Origin of the sequence: Pararhodobacter aggregans, from assembly GCF_003075525.1 — a bacterium.
In the GTDB taxonomy this organism is placed as follows: Bacteria; Pseudomonadota; Alphaproteobacteria; order Rhodobacterales; family Rhodobacteraceae; genus Pararhodobacter; species Pararhodobacter aggregans.
In genome coordinates this window covers 51,851-72,023 of the sequence record NZ_QDDR01000010.1, presented here as the reverse complement: position 1 = coordinate 72,023, position 20,173 = coordinate 51,851, and the positions used below count along the sequence as shown (strand labels likewise).

Annotated in this window: 18 protein-coding genes; 14 read left to right on the top strand and 4 right to left on the bottom strand. The window is 67.4% G+C overall.

All coding sequences use genetic code 11. The features are described from left to right. The first annotated feature begins 159 nt into the window (after window positions 1-159). From araD to DDE23_RS17895, 4 genes are read left to right on the top strand one after another with little or no spacing between them, the layout of a single operon-like run. Window positions 160-1,899, top strand: coding sequence for an L-arabinonate dehydratase (gene araD, locus DDE23_RS17910; protein ID WP_238150042.1), 1,740 nt, complete (start codon window positions 160-162; stop codon window positions 1,897-1,899). Further along, on the top strand, window positions 1,899-2,810 hold the full coding sequence (locus DDE23_RS17905; RefSeq protein ID WP_107751896.1) for a dihydrodipicolinate synthase family protein: 912 nt from the start codon (window positions 1,899-1,901) through the stop codon (window positions 2,808-2,810). The genes araD and DDE23_RS17905 overlap by 1 nt, the downstream gene beginning before the upstream one ends. Next, window positions 2,807-3,532 (top strand): ribonuclease activity regulator RraA, encoded by a 726-nt coding sequence (locus DDE23_RS17900; RefSeq protein ID WP_107751895.1) that lies wholly within the window; start codon window positions 2,807-2,809, stop codon window positions 3,530-3,532. The genes DDE23_RS17905 and DDE23_RS17900 overlap by 4 nt, the downstream gene beginning before the upstream one ends. Continuing rightward, window positions 3,529-5,043 carry an aldehyde dehydrogenase (NADP(+)) gene (locus DDE23_RS17895; RefSeq protein WP_107751894.1) on the top strand — a complete coding sequence of 505 codons (1,515 nt, stop codon included), beginning with the start codon at window positions 3,529-3,531 and terminating at the stop codon, window positions 5,041-5,043. The genes DDE23_RS17900 and DDE23_RS17895 overlap by 4 nt, the downstream gene beginning before the upstream one ends. A 4-nt stretch (window positions 5,044-5,047) precedes the next feature. Here the strand turns inward: DDE23_RS17895 and DDE23_RS17890 are convergent, their stop codons facing one another. Further along, window positions 5,048-5,989 (bottom strand): LysR family transcriptional regulator, encoded by a 942-nt coding sequence (locus DDE23_RS17890; RefSeq protein WP_107751893.1) that lies wholly within the window; start codon window positions 5,987-5,989, stop codon window positions 5,048-5,050. Between the two features lie 100 nt (window positions 5,990-6,089). Between DDE23_RS17890 and DDE23_RS17885 the strand changes: the two genes are divergently transcribed. The 7 genes from DDE23_RS17885 to thrS all read left to right on the top strand — a co-directional run bounded on the left by DDE23_RS17885 (window position 6,090) and on the right by thrS (window position 13,999). After that, a complete protein-coding gene (locus DDE23_RS17885; protein WP_107751892.1) occupies window positions 6,090-7,067 on the top strand; it encodes a tripartite tricarboxylate transporter substrate binding protein in 978 nt (325 codons plus the stop codon). A 78-nt stretch (window positions 7,068-7,145) separates the two neighbouring features. Further along, entirely contained in the window at window positions 7,146-7,985 is an 840-nt protein-coding gene (locus DDE23_RS17880) for an MBL fold metallo-hydrolase (protein WP_107751891.1), read from the top strand. Next, complete coding sequence (locus DDE23_RS17875) at window positions 7,982-8,899, top strand: alpha/beta hydrolase (protein WP_107751890.1); 918 nt, start codon at window positions 7,982-7,984, stop codon at window positions 8,897-8,899. The genes DDE23_RS17880 and DDE23_RS17875 overlap by 4 nt, the downstream gene beginning before the upstream one ends. A gap of 36 nt (window positions 8,900-8,935) precedes the next feature. Beyond that, the gene (locus DDE23_RS17870) at window positions 8,936-9,892 is read left to right on the top strand and encodes a tripartite tricarboxylate transporter substrate binding protein (protein ID WP_107751889.1); all 957 of its coding nucleotides are present in this window, start codon (window positions 8,936-8,938) and stop codon (window positions 9,890-9,892) included. A 58-nt stretch (window positions 9,893-9,950) separates the two neighbouring features. Further along, window positions 9,951-10,397: a tripartite tricarboxylate transporter TctB family protein gene (locus DDE23_RS17865; RefSeq protein WP_157958072.1), complete on the top strand. Its 447-nt coding sequence runs from the start codon at window positions 9,951-9,953 to the stop codon at window positions 10,395-10,397. 10 nt (window positions 10,398-10,407) lie between these two features. Further along, window positions 10,408-11,901 (top strand): tripartite tricarboxylate transporter permease, encoded by a 1,494-nt coding sequence (locus DDE23_RS17860; RefSeq protein WP_107751887.1) that lies wholly within the window; start codon window positions 10,408-10,410, stop codon window positions 11,899-11,901. Window positions 11,902-12,052: 151 nt separating this feature from the next. Then, window positions 12,053-13,999 (top strand): threonine--tRNA ligase, encoded by a 1,947-nt coding sequence (gene thrS / locus DDE23_RS17855; protein WP_107751886.1) that lies wholly within the window; start codon window positions 12,053-12,055, stop codon window positions 13,997-13,999. A 208-nt stretch (window positions 14,000-14,207) separates the two neighbouring features. Here thrS and DDE23_RS25750 read toward each other — a convergent pair whose 3' ends face one another. Next, window positions 14,208-14,705, bottom strand: a complete 498-nt coding sequence (locus DDE23_RS25750; RefSeq protein ID WP_107751885.1) for a DUF2239 family protein — start codon at window positions 14,703-14,705, stop codon at window positions 14,208-14,210. A gap of 100 nt (window positions 14,706-14,805) precedes the next feature. On the opposite strand from DDE23_RS25750, the gene DDE23_RS17845 reads away from it, so the two are divergent. From DDE23_RS17845 to lepA, 3 genes are all read left to right on the top strand, one after another. Further along, window positions 14,806-15,123 carry a GIY-YIG nuclease family protein gene (locus tag DDE23_RS17845; protein ID WP_107751884.1) on the top strand — a complete coding sequence of 106 codons (318 nt, stop codon included), beginning with the start codon at window positions 14,806-14,808 and terminating at the stop codon, window positions 15,121-15,123. 95 nt (window positions 15,124-15,218) lie between these two features. Continuing rightward, window positions 15,219-16,370 (top strand): mandelate racemase/muconate lactonizing enzyme family protein, encoded by a 1,152-nt coding sequence (locus DDE23_RS17840; protein WP_107751883.1) that lies wholly within the window; start codon window positions 15,219-15,221, stop codon window positions 16,368-16,370. Between the two features lie 50 nt (window positions 16,371-16,420). Next, window positions 16,421-18,220, top strand: a complete 1,800-nt coding sequence (lepA, locus tag DDE23_RS17835; protein WP_192883739.1) for a translation elongation factor 4 — start codon at window positions 16,421-16,423, stop codon at window positions 18,218-18,220. 151 nt (window positions 18,221-18,371) lie between these two features. On the opposite strand, the gene DDE23_RS17830 is transcribed toward lepA, so the two are convergent. Both DDE23_RS17830 and DDE23_RS17825 read right to left on the bottom strand, forming a co-directional pair. After that, window positions 18,372-18,848, bottom strand: coding sequence for an REP-associated tyrosine transposase (locus tag DDE23_RS17830; protein WP_107751881.1), 477 nt, complete (start codon window positions 18,846-18,848; stop codon window positions 18,372-18,374). A gap of 100 nt (window positions 18,849-18,948) precedes the next feature. Continuing rightward, window positions 18,949-20,109 carry an AI-2E family transporter gene (locus DDE23_RS17825; protein WP_107751880.1) on the bottom strand — a complete coding sequence of 387 codons (1,161 nt, stop codon included), beginning with the start codon at window positions 20,107-20,109 and terminating at the stop codon, window positions 18,949-18,951. Window positions 20,110-20,173: the final 64 nt, after the last annotated feature.

Below are 20,173 nucleotides of genomic sequence, written 5' to 3'. Positions count from 1 at the left end.
AGTGTATGCGCTTACAGGGCCGGGAAACAACGGTGGTATTGCCGTGTTCCAAGGTTTTGCGACGCATATGCCGTGGTCATGGCCACCGCAAAGGGCGTTGACAGGGATCAATGTTTGCGCATACATCGCCAATGAATGCGAATACATGAGGTGCCTGCCTTGTCTCCGACCCGGAAATCCCCCGACACGCTGCGGTCCGCGCGCTGGTTCGCGCCGGATGATCTGCGCAGCTTCGGGCATCGCTCGCGGATGATGCAGCTGGGCTATTCCGAGGCCGATTTCATGGGGAAGCCGCTGATCGGCATCCTCAACACCTGGTCGGAACTGAACTCGTGCCACGCGCATTTCCGCGAGCGGGCGCAGGACGTGAAGCGCGGCGTTCTGGCCGCCGGGGGGTTCCCGGTGGAACTGCCGTCGCTCAGCGTGGACGAGAGTTTCACCAAGCCCACCTCGATGCTTTACCGCAACATGCTGGCGATGGAGACCGAGGAGCAGATCCGCGCGCATCCCCTGGACGGCGTGGTGCTGATGGGCGGTTGCGACAAGACCACGCCGGGGCTGGTGATGGGGGCGATCACCGCCAATGTGCCGATGATCTACCTGCCCGCGGGCCCGATGCTGCGCGGCAATTATGCGGGCCAGAAACTGGGCTCGGGGTCGGATGCGTGGAAATACTGGGACGAACGCCGCGCCGGCAATATTTCCGAGGCTGAATGGCAGGGCCTGCAGGGCGGTATCGCGCGCTCGGCCGGGGTCTGCATGACGATGGGCACCGCCAGCACCATGACGGCGATTGCCGATGCCATGGGGCTGACGCTGCCCGGGGCCTCGTCGGTCCCCGCGGTGGACTCGGGCCACCAGCGCATGGCCGCCGATTGCGGGCGCCGGATCGTCGACATGGTGTGGGAGGATCTGACCCCCGACCGGATCGTCACCGGGGCCGCGGTCAGGAACGCCGCCATCGTCGCCATGGCCACCGGCTGTTCCACCAACGCCGTGGTCCATCTGATCGCCATGGCGCGGCGCGCGGGCGTGGACCTGACGCTGGACGATCTGGACGCCCTGGGGCGCGAGACGCCGCTGATCGCCAATGTCCGGCCCGCGGGCAAGGATTACCTGATGGAGGATTTCTTCTATGCCGGGGGCCTCAGGGCCCTGATGGCGCAGATCAGCGAACGGCTGGACCTGACGGCGATGACCGTGACCGGCCGGACGATGGGCGAGAACCTCGAAGGCGCCAGGGTCTTCAATGACGACGTGATCCGCCCGCTGTCGAACCCGGTCTACAAGGAGGGCTCGCTGGCCGTGCTGCGCGGCAACCTCTGCCCCGACGGCGCGGTCATCAAGCCCGCGGCCTGCGATCCGGCCTACCATGTGCACGAAGGCCCGGCGCTGGTCTTCGACAGCTATGCCGAGATGAAGAGCTTCGTCGATGACGAGAAGGCCGAAGTCAGCCCCGATCACGTCATGGTCCTGCGCAACGCGGGGCCGCTGGGGGGGCCGGGATTCCCCGAATGGGGGATGCTGCCGATCCCCAAGGCGCTGATCCGGCAGGGCCACCGGGACATGCTCAGGATCTCGGACGCGCGGATGTCCGGCACGTCCTATGGCGCCTGCGTCCTGCATGTCGCGCCCGAGGCCTATGTCGGCGGGCCGCTGGCGCTGTTGAAGACGGGCGACATCGTGCGGCTGGACCTGCCGAACCGGCGGCTCGACATGCTGGTGCCCGAGGATGAGCTGAAAGCCCGCGCCGCCGCCTGGCGCGCGCCGGAACCGCGGTTCGAACGCGGCTGGGGCTGGATGTTCTCCAAACACGTGACGCAGGCCGACAAGGGCTGCGACTTCGACTTCCTGGAACGCGGCTTCGGCAAACCCGCTGGCGAACCGGATATCTACTGATGACAGTGACCCTCGATCAGGCGCTGACCGGCATTTCCGGCATCCTCGTGACCCCCTTCGACGACAGGGGCGACGTGGCCCCCGCGCGACTTTCGCCGATTATCGACCGGGCGCTGGCGGCGGGGCTGCACATGCCGGTGGTCAACGGCAACACCGGCGAGTTCTACGCGCTGACCACCGACGAGGCCGTGACCATGGTGCAGGAGGTGGCCGCGCTGGTCGCCGGACGCGCGCCGCTGCTGGCGGGCGTGGGCCGGGGCCTCAGGGATGCGCAACGGCTGGCCCGGGCCTCGGCCGAGGCCGGGGCGGCGGCGCTGATGATCCACCAGCCGCCCGATCCCTTCGTCAGCCCGCGCGGGATCGTCGATTACCTGAACGCGGTCAGCGATGCCTCGGGCGGGTTGCCGATGATGCTGTACCTCAGGAACGACACGATCGGCACCGGGGCCATCGCCGCGCTCTGCGCCCTGCCGGGCGTCAAGGGCGTGAAATGGGCGACGCCCAACCCGATGAAACTGGCCGAGGCCAAGGCCGCCTGCGATCCCGGCATCGTCTGGGTCGGGGGCCTGGCCGAAGTCTGGGCGCCTTCGTTCTACGCGGTCGGCGCGCGGGGCTTCACCTCGGGGCTCATCAACGTCTGGCCGGAACGCTCGCTGGCGATCCATGCGGCGCTGGAGGCGGGGGATTACACCACGGCCAACGCGCTGATCGCCGACATGCGCGTCTTCGAGGACATCCGCGCCGAGGAGATGGGCGGCACCAACGTGACCGGCGTGAAATCCGCGCTGATCGCCCAGGGCCTCGATTGCGGCCCGACGCGCCCCCCCTCGGCCTGGCCGCTGACGCCGGACCAGACCGCCCGCATGACCCGTTTCCTGACCGACAACCGACTGATCCGAGGCCCGAAATGACCGATTACATCCTGTCTGACGCCACGCGCGAGAAACTGGGGAAGGTCTCCACCGCCTCGGTCGCGACGGCGCTTTACAAGCGTGGGCTGCGCCAGCAGTTCATCCAGGGCGTGCGTCCCGTGCAGCCCGGCAAGGGTACGATGGTCGGTCAGGCCTTCACCCTGCGCTACATCCCCGCGCGCGAGGACCGCAACCCGATCACCATCTTCCGCGACCCCGAGCACAAGCAGCGCGTCGCCATCGAGACCTGCCCGCCCGGCTGGGTGCTGGTGATGGACGCCCGCAAGGATGCCCGCGCCGCGACCGCCGGGTCGATCCTCGTCACCCGGCTGGCGTTGCGGGGGGCGGCGGGGCTGGTCAGCGACGGCGGCCTGCGCGACGTGACCGGCATCGGCGCGCTGGACATGCCGGCCTATTGCGCCGGCCCCTCGGCGCCGACCAACCTGACCCTGCACGAGGCCATCGAAATCGGCGGCCCCATCGCCTGCGGCGACGCGCCGGTGTTCCCGGGCGACGTGCTGCTCGGCGACAACGATGGGGTGATGGTGATCCCAGCGCATCTGGCCGACGAGATCGCCGAGGAATGCACCGGTATGGAATCCTTCGAGGATTTCGTGCTGGAGGAGGTGACTGGCGGGGCAGGCGTGATCGGCCTTTACCCGGCCACGAAGGACGAGAATCTCACCAAATATCAGGCCTGGCGCGAAAGGAACGGCCGATGAGCTATCAGCCCCACGGCCAGCACCTGATCGCCGGTGAGCGGATCGGGACCGAGGCGACCTGGCATTCGTCCCCGGCCTCGGGCCCGGCGCATGCCTTCTCGACCGGCACGCCCGCGTTGGTCGCGCAGGCCTGCGCGGCGGCCGAACGCGCCTTCTGGACCTTCGGCCATGCCACCCGCGCGGAACGGGCGGCGCTGCTGCATGCGATCGCCGACGCCATCGAGGCCCGGGGCGCCGAGATCACCGATATCGGCACGCGCGAATCCGGCCTGCCCGCGGCCCGGCTGGAGGGTGAGCGCGGGCGCACCACCGGCCAGCTTCGCCTGTTCGCCGAGCATATCCTGAAGGGCGATTACCTCGACCGCCGCTTCGACGCCGCGCTGCCCGACCGCCAGCCCCCGCGCCCCGAGCTGCGGATGATGCAGCGGCCCATCGGCCCGGTCGCGGTGTTCGGCGCGTCGAACTTCCCGCTGGCCTTCTCGGTCGCGGGCGGGGACACGGCGGCGGCGCTGGCGGCGGGGTGCCCGGTCGTGGTGAAGGGCCATTCGGCCCATCCCGGCACCGGCGAGATCGTCGCCGACGCCATCGCCGAGGCCGTGGCGGGGCAGGGGATGGACCCGGGTATCTTCAGCCTGGTGCAGGGCGGCCGGCGCGACGTGGGCGAGGCTCTGGTGCAGGACCCGCGTATCCGGGCGGTCGGCTTCACCGGTTCGCTGGCCGGGGGGCGCGCGCTCTTCGACCTCTGCGCGCGCAGGCCCGATCCGATCCCGTTCTTCGGCGAACTAGGCTCGGTCAACCCGATGTTACTGCTGCCCTCGGCCATGGCAGCGCGGGGCGAGGCGATTGCGCAGGGTTGGGCCGGCAGCCTCAGCATGGGCGCGGGCCAGTTCTGCACCAATCCCGGCATTGCCGTGGTGATCGACGGCCCCGAGGCCGAGGCCTTCTCCGCCACCGCCAGCGCCGCGCTGGGGGCTGTCGGACCGCAGGTCATGCTGACGGACGGCATAGCCGATGCTTATCGCAAGGGCCGCGACCGCGTGCGCGGTTCGGCGGGCGTGCGCGAGGTGCTGACCTCGGTCTGCGACCTGCGCAACGCGACGCCGTATCTCTACGAAGTCTCGGGCGACGACTGGCTGGCAAACCACGAACTGGGCGAGGAAGTCTTCGGCCCGCTCGGCATGATCGTCCGCGCCCGCGACGCCGATCAGATGCTGGAAATCGCCCGTGCGCTGGAGGGGCAGCTGACCTGCACCCTGCATCTCGATGAGGGCGACACCGCGCTGGCCCGTCAGCTGATGCCGGTGCTGGAGCGCAAGGCCGGACGGCTTCTGGCCAACGGCTTCCCCACCGGGGTCGAGGTCTGCGACGCCATGGTCCATGGCGGGCCCTATCCGGCCAGCACCAATTTCGGCGCCACCTCGGTCGGCACTCTGTCGATCCGCCGCTTCCTCAGGCCGGTCTGCTACCAGAACCTGCCCGAGGCTCTGCTGCCCGCGGATCTGCTGGGCTGAGCCGTCACGGCGCGTCGCGCAGGGCCAGCAGGCCTTGCGCGACGAGCCTCAGCGAGGGGGTCGCATCGGCGGGTTTCCAGTAGAATCCCATCGGCTCCAGCGGGGCCTCGACCGGGAAGGGAAGCTCGACCAGCGAGCCGTCGGCAAGGCGCGGCAGCGCCACGCTGCGCGGGGACAGGCAGACCGCCGTTCCCGGGCGCAGCATCGACCACATCACCTCGGGAATGCGGGAAATCATGTTGATTTCCTTAAGGTTGTCCCAGCCGTACTCCTCGCGCAGCGCGTCGAATGCGTGCCGCGCCAGCGTCGCCACATGGTTCTGCAGCCAGATGCATTGCCCCAGATCGGCGGCCGTCACCACGGCCTTGCCGGCCAGAGGATGGCGCCTGCCCGCGACGATGACCGGCGCGTCGTCATAACAGGGGGCAAAGGTCCAGCCCTCGGGCACGACGCGCTGGCGACGGCAGAGGACGAGGTCGTAATCCTCGCCGTTGAACGAGGCCGACAGGCTCAAGCCCATCACCGTCTCGACCATCAATTGCAGCGTCGGATGCCGCTGGCTGAAGTCCGGCAGCAGCCGGTCCAGCAGCGCACCCACCGCCGCCACCGTCACCGCCACGCGGATCGGTCCGCTGTCACGGCGGATGCGGGTGGCGATCGCCTCGGCCCCTTCCTCCATTGCCGCAAGGATCCGGCGGGCGACCGGTAGCAGGTCCTCGGCCACCGGCGTGGGATCGACCCCGCGCGAGTGGCGCAGGAAGAGCCGGGTCTCCAGCAGCTGCTCCATCTCGGCCACCAGCTGGGTCATGGCGGGCTGCGTCATACCCATGGCCTGCGCCGCCCTTGTCATCGACCGCAGGTCATCCAGCACCACCAGCGCCTGCATGTGCCGCAGCCGCGCGCGGGTCGTCAGCCGCAGAAGAAGGGTCTGGGCATTGAGCGCCATGCCAAAAGCATTCCTTATACCTTGCCCTCATATCCAATTTCCTGAACGCGCCCGATGTCAATAGGCTGAAGGCCAGAGGAGAGGTCTGGGAGGACATATCATGACTCAATTTCCCATCGCGCGCCGCAGCCTGCTGGCGCTGGCTGGCGCCGCGCTGATGCTGCCGCAGGCGGCGCTGGCGCAGAGCTGGCCTTCGGGCTCGGTGCAGCTGGTGGTTCCGGCCCGGGCGGGGGGCGGCACCGATGCCGTCTCGCGCATCATCGCGGGCGCGTTGCAGGAACAGACCGGCCAGCCCTTCGTGGTGGTCAACAACCCGGGCGGCGGCGGTGTGGTCGCGGCCGAGGAAGTGCGCAACGCGACCCCCGACGGTCAGACGCTGCTGTTTTTCCACACCGGCGTCCTGGCCATGCATCACACCGGCTCCTACGCGCCCGATCCGATGACCGCCTTCGCCGTCGCCGCCGAGATGGCGGTGGGCGGGACCTATGCCCTGGCCGTGGCCGCCGATTCGCCCTACCAGACGCTGCAGGATCTGGTGCAGGCCTCGATCGACAATCCCAACAGCGTGTCGATGGGCGTGCAGGTCCGCGGGTCCTCGCATTTCATGGCCGGGCTGCTGACCTCGGACAGCGGGGCGCGGTTCCGCATCGTCGATGCGGGCTCGGACGCCGACAAGATGGTGCAGCTGCAGGGCCACCAGATCGACGCGGCGATGGTCAACACCCCGGGAACGCTGCAATATGTCGAGAATGGCGACCTGCGCGTTCTGGCCACGATCGGCAGCGATGCCGCGCGTGATCCGGTGCTGCCCGACGTGCCTTCGATGGTCGAGGCGGGCTATCCCAACGCCCTCTACGGTCTCGATTTCCTGATCTTGGCGCCGGTCGGCACCGACCCGGCCGTGGTGCAGTCGATCCATGACGCCTTTGCCGCCGTGGTCGCGAACGAGGCGATCGACGCCCAGCTCACCGGCATGGGGTTCGCGCTGAGCATGGTGCCGCAGGAGGCGATGCAGGCGCGGCTCGAAGGGATCGACGCCCGGGTCGCCGCCACCGCCGAGCTGCTGGGCCTGAACTGAGCCTTTTCTCCCCCGAGACGGCGCGGGGCGGTTCGCCGCCCCGTGCCCCCCCCCGTGACTGCTGAATGGACGCTTCCGATGGCCCGCCGCCAACTGCCCCCGCTGCCCCTCGCCCCCCAAGACTGCCTGATCCAGGGCTGCGAACGTCCCTGGGAGGTGGCTGTGGATCCCTTCCCGGTCGCGCCCCGCACCTGGTATGTCGGCAACAACTGGGTCGGCGCCTATCTGCTGCAATCGACCGAGGGGCTGATCCTGATCGACACGACCATGCAGCCGCAGGTCTATCTGGTGTTCGAGGCGATCCGCAAACTGGGCTTCGACATTGCCGATCTGAAGCTGATTCTGGTCAGCCACATGCATTACGACCATCTGGGCGGCGTGCGCCCGCTGGTCGAGGCCTCGGGCGCCAAAGTGATGATGAGCCGCGAGGATTGGCACTTCCTCAACGAGCGGCCCGACCAATTGCTGAACGACGGCTATCCCTGGGGCCCGTTCGAGCCTGACGATTTCTATTCCGACAACCAGCCGGTGGTGTTCGGCGACCGCAGCATCCGCACGCTGCTGACCCCGGGCCACACGCCGGGCACCACCAGCTTCTTCTTCGAGGTCGAGGAGGGGGGCGAGACGCTGCTGGTGGGCATGCATGGCGGGATCGGGCTGATTACCGTGACCGACGAGTATCTGCGCGACAACAACCTGCCCTTCAGCCTGCAACAGGATTACCTCGATTCGCTGCTCAGGCTGCGGGACATGCCGGTGGCGATCACCCTCGGCTCGCATCCGGCGCAGGTGGCGATGATGGACCGGGTGGACGCCATCGCCGAGGGGCACAATCCCTTCGTCGACCGGGCGGTCTGGCCCCGGCTCATGGATCAGCGGATCGAGGGGATCCGCAAGATCCTGGAGAAGGCCGCGTGACCGGGCCGGTTCCAGATTTCTCGCTGACGCAGGCCGAGCGGCTGATCCTGGCCGGGCAATTGCGGTCGACCAATCTGGTTGCCACCCAATTGACCCCGGACCTGATGGCCGACCTCGACCTCTGCACGGCCGAGGAGCGGTTCATCCCGACCCGCGCGGGCGACACCCGGATCGTGATCGTCACGCCCAAGGCGCCCGCCGCCGGGCCGCGGCCGATCTTCGTCAACATCCATGGCGGCGGCTTCGTGCGCGGCTATCAGGAGCGGGACACGGTGTTCTGCGCGTATCTGGCCAGCCGTCTGGATGCCGTGGTCATCGACCTCGACTACCGGCTGGCGCCGGAACATCCGTTCCCGACGGCGCTGCATGAAGGCTATGACATCACCGCCTGGGCCTTTGCCAATGCCGCCGCGCTGGGGGGCGATCCGGCGCGGATCGCCCTTGGCGGCCATTCGGCGGGCGGCAACCTAACCGCTGCGATCTGCCTCATGGCGCAGGAGACGGGGGATTTCCGCGTGCTGGGGCAGCTGTTGTCCTATCCGTTCCTCGATGCCGTGACCGCGCCCGAGGACAAGCTGGAGCCGCAGTCGATCTTCCCGGCCGCGCGGCTGCACGCCTTCTCCGTCTGCTACGCGGGCGTCGAGGAGAATTTGCGCAACCCGCTTCTGTCGCCGGTGCTGGCCCCGGAGGCGGCGATCAAGGGCCTGCCGCCCGCGCTGATTATCACCGCCGGGCTGGACCCGCTGCGCTTCGAGGCGCGCGCCTATGCCGCGCGGCTGGTCGAGGCGGGCAATGACGTGGTGGTCAAGGAATACGCCGACGCCGACCACGGGTTTCTGATCGCCTGCCACTCGCGCTTTCGCGAGGCCCGGGGGCTGATCGTCGACTGGCTGCGCGCGCTTTACGCGCAGTGACACGAGCAACGCCAAGATCATTCGGGAGGACATGACATGAAACTGCAGACGTCCCTGGCCGCCGCCCTGGCGCTGGCGCTGACCGCCGGTGCCGCCGGTGCCCAGAGCTGGCCGAACGGCCCGGTCCAGCTGATTATCCCCTCGCGCCCCGGGGGCGGCACCGACGTCATGGGCCGCATCTTTGCCGATTTCCTGCAACGCCACACCGGCGCGGCGGTGGCGGTCATCAACCAGCCCGAAGGCGGCGGCGTCGTGGCGCAGGAGACGGTGCGCAACGCCGCGCCCGATGGCCAGACGCTGCTCTTCCAGCATACCGGGATGCTGGTGGGTATCCAGACCGGCCGCTACAGCCACGGGCTGGACGAATTCAGCGTGCTGGGCATCGCCCAGAGCTATCCGCCGCAGGTCTATGCGGTGGCGCCCGACGCCCCCTGGCAGACGATGCGCGAGTTCGTGGACGATGCCCGTGCCCATCCCGGGCAATACACGGTCGGCGTCTCGCTGGGGCAGGCCACGCATTTCATCGCCGGCACGATCATGATGAACGAAGGCGTCGACCTGCGGCTGGTCGAGGCCTCGGCCGAGGTCGACAAGGTCGCGGGCATTCAGGGCGGGCATATCACGCTGGGCAACCTCGGCGCGGGCTCGGCGCGGCAATACGTGACATCGGGCGACATGCGGGTGCTCTGCATGGTCGATCCGGTGGCCGATCCCGATTATCCCGAATTCCAGACCTGCCTCGATCAGGGCGTGAACGTGTCCTGGATCGCGCCGCTTCTGGTGCTGGGCCCGGCCGGGATCGACCCGGCGGTGGCCGAGACCATCAACGCCGCGATTCAGGCCATGGGGGATGACCCGCAGGTCGCCCAGTCGCTGGCGGCGGCCGACAGCAGCTTCGTTGCGCATTCGCTTGCCGAGGCCAATGCCATCGTCCAGCAGGAAGACCAGCATATCGCCGAGCTGGCGCGCCACCTCGGCCTTGCGGCGCAATGAACCCGGCAGGGCGCGCGGGCGGAGACCCCGCGCGCCCCGTCCCCGGCAGGAGAGAGACATGAACACCGATCGCCCCCTTGGTGCGGGTCTGCTGGCGCTGGGCGTGGCGGGCATCGCCGTCGCCTCGCAGATCACCGTGCGCACCTTCAACGACGACCCCGGCCCCAAGCTGTTCCCGATCTTCGCCTGCACCATTCTGGTGATCTGCGGGCTGGGTCTGATCCTGACCAAGCCCACCGATCAGGGCCGCAAGATGGACCCCGAGGCCATGATCCGCGGCCTCACCATGGCGGGGCTCTTGCTGTTCTACGCCCTGGCGCTGTGGCTCGTGGGTTTCTACCTCGCCAGCCTGAGCGCGGTCTTCGGCCTTTACTGGATCATTGCCGGGCCCCAGCGCCGCGTCTGGTGGCGGGGCCTGATCTATGCCGCCGCGGTGACGGGATCGGTGCATCTGCTGTTCCACACCGCGCTCAACGCCTTCCTGCCCCGCGGCATCCTGTTCTGAGGACCCGGCCATGTTCGACACTTTCCTGTCGCTTCTGCAGCCCACGACGCTGCTGATTATCCTGGCCGCAACCGCGCTGGGCATCATCCTGGGGGCCATTCCGGGCCTTTCGGGCGGTCTGGGCGTGGCGCTTTTGCTGCCCATCACCTTCGGCATGGACCCCCATATCGGGCTGGCCATGCTGGTCTCCATCTGGATCGGCGGCGTGTCGGGGGGGATGATCGGCTCGATCCTGCTGGGCATTCCCGGCTCTCCCTCGTCGATCGCCACGACCTTCGACGGCTATCCGATGACCCGCAACGGCGAGGCGGTCAAAGCGCTGGGCGCGGCCATCGTCGCCAGTTTCATCGGCACCGCCTTCTCGATCCTGATCGCCATGTTCCTGTCGCCCTTCATGGCCCGGATGGCGCTGAAACTGGGGCCGTGGGAGTATTTCTCGCTCGGGTTCTGCGCCATCGCGTTGGTCGCGGCGCTGGCCCGGGGCTCGATCTTTCACGGCATGGCGGCGGCGGCGCTGGGGCTCTTGCTGTCGACGGTGGGCTTCGCGCCGATCGACGGCTACGCGCGCTTCACCTTCGGTTCGATCTACCTGTCGGGCGGCATCGACCTGATCGCGCTGATGCTGGGCCTCTTCGCGCTGAAGCAGATCGTGCAGGACCACGCCCGGGGCGAACAGCAGATCCCCGAGGTCGATGTCTCGCAGATCAGGGGCTTCGGCGTGACGCTGAGGGAATACATCGACAACGCCTGGAACATCGTCCGGTCCTTCATGATCGGGCTCTGGATCGGCTTTTTGCCCGGCATGGGCTCGGCCCTGTCCAACATGGTGGCCTATGCGCAGGCCAAATCCGCGTCGAAACACCCCGAGAAATTCGGCAAGGGCTGCGTCGACGGCGTCTTCGCCTCGGAAACCTCGAACAACGCCTCGGTCGGCGGCGCGCTGATCCCGATGGTGGCGCTGGGCATCCCCGGGGACGGCACCACGGCGATCCTGCTGGGCGGGCTGATGATCCACGGGATTCAGGCGGGGCCGCTCCTTTTCGCCAACAACCCCGACATCGTCTATGCGCTGTTCCTGACGGCGATCCTGGCTGCGGTCATCACGCTGGTCCTGCAATACTTCGGGATGCGCCTGTTCCCGGCGATCCTGAAGATCCCGTACCACTACCTCTATCCGGCCATCGTCGTGCTGGGCTTCATCGGCGTTTTCGTCGGCTCCTCCACCGCGTTCAACTATGTGCTGCTCTTGGGCTTCGCCGCGCTGGGCCTGTTGATGGACAAGGTGAAACTGCCGGTCGGCCCCTTCATCCTGGCTTTCATCCTCGGCCCGATGCTGGAGCTGAACCTGCGCCGCGGCATCACCTATACGGACGAGGGGGTCTGGCCCTTTTTCACCCGCCCGATCTCGGCCCTGTTGCTGCTGGTCGCGGCCTTCTCCATCGTCTGGCCGTATCTCTCGCCCTGGATCAAGTCCCGCCGGGCCGCGGCGCCGGGCAAGGAATAAGGGCGCGACCCCTCGCCATGGCGCCGCCGCCCCACCCGGGCGGCGGCGTTTTCATGCAACGTTGACAAGGCCCGCGGCGCGCGGCACATAACCCCGACATAACCCGCAACCGGGCGTTCCGTGGGCGCCGAAACGACGAGGAGCTTGGCCGATGAGCCAGATTTCCCTGAAATTCCCCGATGGCAATGTGCGTGAATACTCCGCCGGCATCACGCCCGGCGAGGTCGCGAAATCCATCGCGCCGTCGCTGGCCAAGGCCGCGATCTCGGCCCAGGTGAACGGCCAGCACTGGGATCTGGCCTGGCCGATCCCGTCGGACGCCACCCTCTCGATCAACACGCTGAAGGATGACGGCCCGGCGCTGGAACTGATCCGCCACGACCTCGCGCATATCATGGCCCGCGCCGTGCAGGCGCTCTGGCCGGATACGAAGGTCACCATCGGCCCCGTGCGTGATTACGGCTGGTTCTATGACTTCGACCGCGCCGAGCCCTTCACGCCCGAGGATCTGGGCGCCATCGAGGCCGAGATGAAGAAGATCATCAACGCCCGCGAGCCGGTCCGGACCGAAGTCTGGTCGCGCGCCGATGCGATCGCCTATTACGAGCAGAACAACGAGCCCTACAAGGTCGAGCTGGTCAACCGCATCCCCGAGGATCAGGACCTGCGCATGTACTGGCACGGCGACTGGCAGGACCTCTGCCGCGGGCCGCATCTGCAGCACACGGGTCAGGTTCCGGCCGATGGCTTCAAGCTGACGCATGTGGCGGGCGCCTATTGGCTGGGCGATGCCTCGCGCCCCATGCTGCAGCGCATCTATGGCGTGGCCTTCAAGAACCGCGACGACCTGAAAGCGCATCTGCACATGCTCGAGGAGGCCGCCAAGCGCGACCACCGCAAGCTGGGCCGCGAGATGGATCTGTTCCACATGCAGGAAGAGGCCCCCGGCCAGATCTTCTGGCATCCGAACGGCTGGACGATCTATGCCACGTTGCAGGATTACATGCGCCGCAAGCAGCGGGCGGGCGGCTATGTCGAGGTGAACACGCCGCAGGTGGTGAACCGCAAGCTCTGGGAAGCCTCGGGGCATTGGGAGAATTACCGCGAGAACATGTTCATCGTCGAGGTGGACGAAGAGGGCGCCAAGGAAAAGACCATCAATGCCCTGAAGCCGATGAACTGCCCGTGTCACGTGCAGATCTTCAATCACGGGCTGAAGTCCTACCGCGACCTGCCGCTGCGCATGGCCGAATTCGGCTCCTGCGCGCGGTATGAGCCCTCGGGCGCGCTGCACGGGATCATGCGGGTGCGCGGCTTCACGCAGGATGACGCGCATATCTTCGCCACCGAAGAGCAGATCGAGGGCGAGGCCAAGCGCTTCATCGAATTCCTGGCCGATGTCTATGCCGAACTTGGCTTCGACAAATGGCGCATCAAGCTGTCGACGCGGCCGGATAAGCGCATCGGCACCGAGGAAAGCTGGGATTACGCCGAATCCGCGCTGGCCAATGCCGTGACCGCGGCGGGCTATGCCTATGAGCTGTTCCCGGGTGAGGGGGCCTTCTACGGGCCGAAGCTGGAATTCGTGCTGACCGATGCCATCGGCCGCGACTGGCAATGCGGCACGTTCCAGGTCGACCCGAACCTGCCCGAGCGGCTGGACGCGAGCTATGTCGGCGCGGACGGTGCCAAGCACCGGCCGCTGATGCTGCACCGGGCCTGTCTGGGATCGTTCGAGCGCTTCATCGGCATCCTGCTCGAGAACTATTCAGGCAAGCTGCCCTTGTGGCTGGCGCCGCAGCAGGTGGTGGTGGCCTCGATCGTCTCCGAGGCGGATGAATATGTCGCCGAGGTCGTGGATGCCCTGCGCAAGGCGGGTCTGCGGGTCGAGGCCGACATCCGCAACGAGAAGATCAACTACAAGGTCCGTGAGCATTCGCTGGCCAAGGTGCCGGTGATCCTGGCGCTGGGCGCGCGCGAGGTGGCCGAGCGCACGGTGTCGGTGCGGCGGCTGGGCGACAACCGGACCGAGACGATGGCGCTGGACGCCCTGGTCCCGGCGCTTGCCGCCGAGGCGACGCCGCCTGATATGGCCTGAGCAGGCTGATACTTTTTCAACATTGGGGGTCGGGGTTCTTAGGGGAATGCCGGCCCTATTTGCATTTTTTCAACAATGTGCCGGCGGAGTGGTAAGGTCTGACTTTTGAGCGGATGGTGCGTGCAAGCACGCACCCTGCAGGGAAAGGGAGAATCCGGGCCTTACTCGAAAACACCCGTAGGGTGCGTGCTCGCACGCACCTGACCCCCTAGGCACCCACCCCCGCCATCCGCCGCACATAACCCCGGATGCCCTCGGGCCAGCCGTCGACCCTTGCCGCGAAGCCCACCAGATCACCGGCGTAAAGCGCCCGGCTCGCCTCCTCGAAGCCCGGCAGATCCCCCGCCAGCGCGTTCATCGCCCGCCAGCAGGCGTCGCGCCGCTCGGCCGCGCCGCCCTCGTCGGCGCGCGCGGCCTCGACCAGCCGCCGGATCGTGGCCGAGGCCCCGCCCGGCTGCGATCCGAGCCAGTCCCAATGGCGTTTCAGCAGCGTGACTTCCCGCGCCACCACCCCCAGCTTCGGCCGTCCGCGCCGGGGCGGGGGCGGCACGACCCAATCGCGCGGGTCAAGGTCGACGACCCGCCCCGTCCGGTCATCGAAGACCAGCGCCCCCTTGGCCAGGGCCACCGGCGCCACCTGCGCCAGCGGCCCCTCGGCCACGATCTCGAGCCCCAGAAAGGCGGTGCATGTATCATTCTGTTCCATGGCGCCATGAACACCGGGCGGGATCGTTTGTCAATATTACCCGGGTAATATTGTGCGAGGCGCAGAGCTCTGCTATCAACCGCATCAAAGGAGTCGCGCCATGAACCGTCAGGACCGCAAAGCCGCCGCCTCGTCCTATCGCGAGGCCAGACCGCAGGCCGGGATCTACGCCATCCACGCGGGCGGGCATCTCTGGATCGCCGCCGCGCCCCGGCTCGACACGGTCGAGAACCGGCTGCGCTTCACGCTGGGGCAGGGTGCCCATCCCCATGCCGGCCTGCAGGCCGCGTCGACGGCAGGCTACCGGGTCGAGATCCTCGAACGCCTCGACCCCGAGACCGAGGCGCTGAGCCAGCCCCGGATCCTGAAGGAACGCCTGGCCTTCTGGCTGGAACAGACCGGCGGCCTGCGGCTCTAACGCCCGGCAGGATGGGCAATATTGCCCATCCTACGCCGCCATGGACGGCGGGGCAGGGCGCGGCTAGTCTGATGCGAAACAGCCGGGACCTGCCCATGCGCCTGATCCGCCTCGAGACTTTCCACGACGAATTCGTCTGCTTCGTCAAGGCGACGGCCGAGGATGGCGCCATCGGCTGGGGCCAGACCGCGACCTATAACGCCGATCTCACCGCCCGCGTCTTTCACCGCCAGATCACCCCCTGGGCCCTGGGCCAGGATTCGGCCGACATCGCCGCGCTGGTCGCCCGGATCGAGCGGGCCGAGCACAAATTCCCCGGCTCCTATCGCAACCGGGCGCTGGCCGGGCTCGACACGGCGCTGTGGGACATGGCGGGGCGGCGGGCCGGCAAGCCGGTGGCCGCACTTCTGGGCGGCAGCGCCGGGCCGGTGCGCGCCTATGCCAGCTCTATGCGCCGTGACCTGACCCCGGATGAGGAGGCCGAGCGCCTGAAGCGGATCTGCGGCGAGCAGGGTTTCACCGCCGCCAAGTTCCGCATCGGCGCCGAGATGGGCGAGGACCGCGACCAATGGGAGGGCCGGACCGAGGCGATCATCCCCGCCGTGACCGGGGCGCTGCGCGGCCTCGACACGCTGGTCGACGCCAATTCGGGTTTCTCCGTGCCGCGCGCCATCGCCGTGGGCCGGATGCTGGAGGATAATGGCGTCGGCCATTACGAGGAGCCGGTGCCCTGGTGGGACCTCGACGCCACCGCCGCCGTGGCCGAGGCACTGGACATCGACGTGACCGGCGGCGAGCAAGAGGTGGAGGTCACCACCTTCGCCCGCATGATCCGCGACCGGGCGGTCGATGTGGTGCAGCCCGATATCCTCTATCTGGGCGGGCTGGCGAAGACGCTGCATGTCGCCCGGCTGGCCTCGGCCGAGGGGTTGGCGGTCACGCCCCATGCCGCCAATCTGGGTCTGGTGACGCTGGCGACGATGCATCTGATGCGGGCCATCCCGAATGCCGGCAAATACCTCGAATTCTCGATCGAGGGCGAGGATTACTACCCCTGGCAGCGGGGCCTTTTCACCACCGACCCGTTCCGGGTCGAGGCGGGGCATCTCGGCGTCCCCGACCTGCCCGGCTGGGGGACCGAGCCGCATCCCGACTGGCTGTCCCGCGCCGATTGGCAAAGCTCGGATGCGGCCGAGGCCACGGCCTATGCCCGGCTTTACCACGCCACGCTCGACGCGCAGCTCTAGGGCCCAAAGCAAGCATTGACGGCTCGAAGAAACCTGCTCATATGCCCGCCATGACCGAGCTCGACAGAATCCGCAACTTCTCCATCGTGGCGCATATCGACCACGGCAAATCCACGCTCGCCGACCGGCTGATCCAGCTGACCGGCACCGTGGCGCAACGCGACATGAAGGAGCAGATCCTCGACTCGATGGATATCGAGCGCGAGCGCGGCATCACCATCAAGGCCAACACCGTCCGCATCGATTACCCGGCCAAGGACGGCAAGACCTATGTGCTGAACCTGATCGACACGCCCGGCCACGTCGACTTCGCCTATGAAGTGTCGCGCTCGATGCGTGCGGTCGAGGGCTCGCTGCTGGTCGTTGACGCCTCGCAGGGGGTGGAGGCGCAGACGCTCGCCAACGTCTATCAGGCGATCGACGCGGGGCACGAGATTGTGCCGGTCCTCAACAAGATCGACCTTCCGGCGGCCGAGCCCGAGCGGGTGAAGGAGCAGATCGAGGATGTGATCGGCCTCGACGCGCATGACGCGGTGCTGATCTCGGCCAAATCCGGCCTCGGCATCCCCGAGGTGCTGGAAGCCATCGTCACCCGCCTGCCCGCCCCCAAGGGCGACCGCAACGCGCCCTTGAAGGCCATGCTGGTCGACAGCTGGTACGACCCCTATCTGGGCGTCGTCGTCATGATCCGCGTCATGGATGGCGTGATCCGCAAGGGCGACCGGATCAAGATGATGCAAACGGGCGCGATCTACGGCGTCGACAAGCTGGCGGTGCTGAAGCCGCAGATGGTCGATATCGAGGAGCTCGGCCCGGGCGAGATCGGCATCTGGACCGGCTCGATCAAGCAGGTCCGTGACACCCGGGTCGGCGACACGATCACCACCGAGAAGAAGGGCTGCGAGACCCCGCTGCCGGGCTTCAAACCCGCCCAGCCGGTGGTGTTCTGCGGCCTCTTCCCGGTCGATGCCAATGATTTCGAGGATCTGCGCGACGCCATCGAGAAGCTGCAGCTGAACGACGCCAGCTTCAGCTCCGAGATGGAGACCTCGGCGGCGCTCGGCTTCGGCTTCCGCTGCGGCTTCCTCGGGCTCTTGCATCTCGAGGTGATCCGCGACCGGCTGGAACGCGAATACGACCTCGACCTGATCACCACCGCGCCCTCGGTGGTCTACAAGATCTTCCTGCGCGACGGGACCATGCAGGAATTGCACAACCCCGCCGACATGCCCGACCTGACCCATGTCGACCATATCGAGGAGCCGCGGATCAAGGCCACCATCATGGTGCCCGACGAATACCTCGGCGACGTGCTGAAGCTCTGCCAGGACCGCCGCGGCGTGCAGCTGAACCTGACCTATGCCGGCAACCGGGCGATGGTGGAATACGACCTGCCGCTGAACGAGGTGGTCTTCGACTTCTACGACCGGCTGAAATCGATCACCAAGGGCTATGCCAGCTTCGACTACCAGCTGACCGGCTATGCCGAGGATTACCTGGTCAAGATGTCGATCCTGGTCAATGACGAGCCGGTCGATGCCTTGTCGATGATGGTCCACCGCGACCGGGCCGAGATGCGCGGCCGGGCGATGGTGGAGAAGCTCAAGGACCTGATCCCGCGCCACATGTTCAAGATCCCGATCCAGGCGGCCATCGGCGGAAGGGTGATCGCCCGCGAAACGCTGTCGGCGATGCGCAAGGACGTGACGGCCAAGTGCTACGGCGGCGACGCGACCCGCAAGCGCAAGCTGCTGGACAAGCAGAAGGCCGGCAAGAAGAAGATGCGCCAGTTCGGCAAGGTCGAGATCCCACAGGCGGCGTTCATCTCGGCGTTGAAGATGGACAGCTGAGGCTGTCCATCCTCAAGGCAGGCGCGGGCAAGCGGGTTTCGTCAAAAACCTGCGGCCGCATCCGGTGAGGCACGGCGCCCCGTAGGGTGCGTGCTTGCACGCACCGTCCCCCGACCCGAATCCGCCCCGACGGTGCGTGCAAGCACGCACCCTACAGCAGGCCGAGGCGGCGGTCGCGGTGGACCGAGGAAAAGGGCCAATCCTCGGGCGATGTCGCGAGCCCGTGCTTGACCGGATTGGCCCGGCAATACGCGACATGCGCGCGGTAATCCTCCGCATCGCGGATATGGTGTTCCCAGAAGCGGCGTTGCCAGATCGCCCTCTCGTTCCGGGCAAGGTGGGAATGCCGCCGAGGGCCCGGTGGCAATCCCATCGAGAAGCGGGATTTGATCAACCGCCACCGCTCCGAATACTCGCAATCCCCCTCGGGCAGGGTCCAGACGCAATGCAGATGGTCCGGCAGCACCACGAAAGCGTCGATGGTAAACGGCCGCTCCCGTCGCGTGGCTGCCACGGCGTGGCGCAGGCGGTCGATCTCGTCGGTGAGCAGCGTGCCGCCGGCCGCGTCCAGACGGACGGTGAAGAAGATCGTGGCACCGGGAACGCGGGGGCGGAGATACGAGGACATGCCCCGATCAACGCGGAAACCGGTGAGAGAAGGCTTAACGCAGGGGGCGTGCTCGCACGCACCACCGGCGGGATCGGTGCGTGCAAGCACGCACCCTACGTCACTCTGCCGCGCGGCGGATCGGTTCGCCCTCGTCCGTGACGGTTCCCGCTTCCTCGATCTCCGGCAGCCCCTCGCGCGACAGCAGCACCGCCACCGGCCTTGCGGCGGGGATATGCGAGCAGACGATCATCGCCGCGACCATGATCGGCACCGCCAGGAACATCCCGGCGATCCCCCAGAGCGCCCCCCAGAAGGCGAGCGAGATGATGATGCCGAAGGACGACACCCTCAGCGCCCGGCCCATCAGCATCGGGTCGATGACCGAGCCCAGCACGAACTGGATCATCCCCGCCAGCACGAAGACCAGCAGCGCCGTCGCCGGTTCCGTCACCTGGATCAGCGCCACCAGCCCCAGCAGGATCGTGGCGATGATCGAGCCGACCGAGGGGATGTAGTTCAGCACGAAGGTCAGGATCGCCATGGGCCCGGCGAAATCGAGGCGGAACCCCTCCATCAGCAGATAGACCGCCAGCGCGGTCGCCAGCGAGACACCGGTCTTGACCAGAAGGTAATGGTTCACCCGCCGGACGATGGAATGGATGATGCGGCCCACGCGCTTGGCCTGCGCCTTGTCGTGCAGCAGGTTCTCCAGCTTGGTGTTGAACCACAGCCGCTCGGCAAAGAGGAAACCCACGAACAGGATGACCAGCGTCGTCGCGCTGAGCAGGTTCGAGGCCTGCCCGGCCAGCGTGCTGATATAGGTCGAGACCTGGATCGAGCGGATCGAGGTTTCGACCATCTGCTCGGCCTCGGGCGAGATCCAGGCGGCGAGCCGCGCCATGGCGGCAATCGCCTGGTCGGTATAGCCCAGCGTCGTCGTCACCACCGTGTTGATCTGGCTGATGATGATGCCGGTGAGGGTCAGCAGGATCACCGCGATCATGGCGAAGGCCCCGACCGAGGCCAGCCAGTTGGTGATCTTCCACGACCCGATCCTGAGCCGCGAGAAGGCGGTGATCGCATCCGCCGTCAGCGAGAAGAGGATGATGGCGATGACCAGCGAGATCAGGATGAACCGCGCCTGCACCAGCAGGAACAGGATCATCGAAAAGGCGATGATCCCCAGGAACCAGGTCTGCAGCCGGTAGCGATCGACCAGCGACAGGCGGTTGGCGGGTTGCGGCTCGGCGGCGGCGTGTTCGATCTCGTGCGGGGTCATCGGTGCCAGAAAAAGGGGGTTTCGTCGAGATTAGGCCGCGCCGCCCCCGGTTACAATGCCCGAG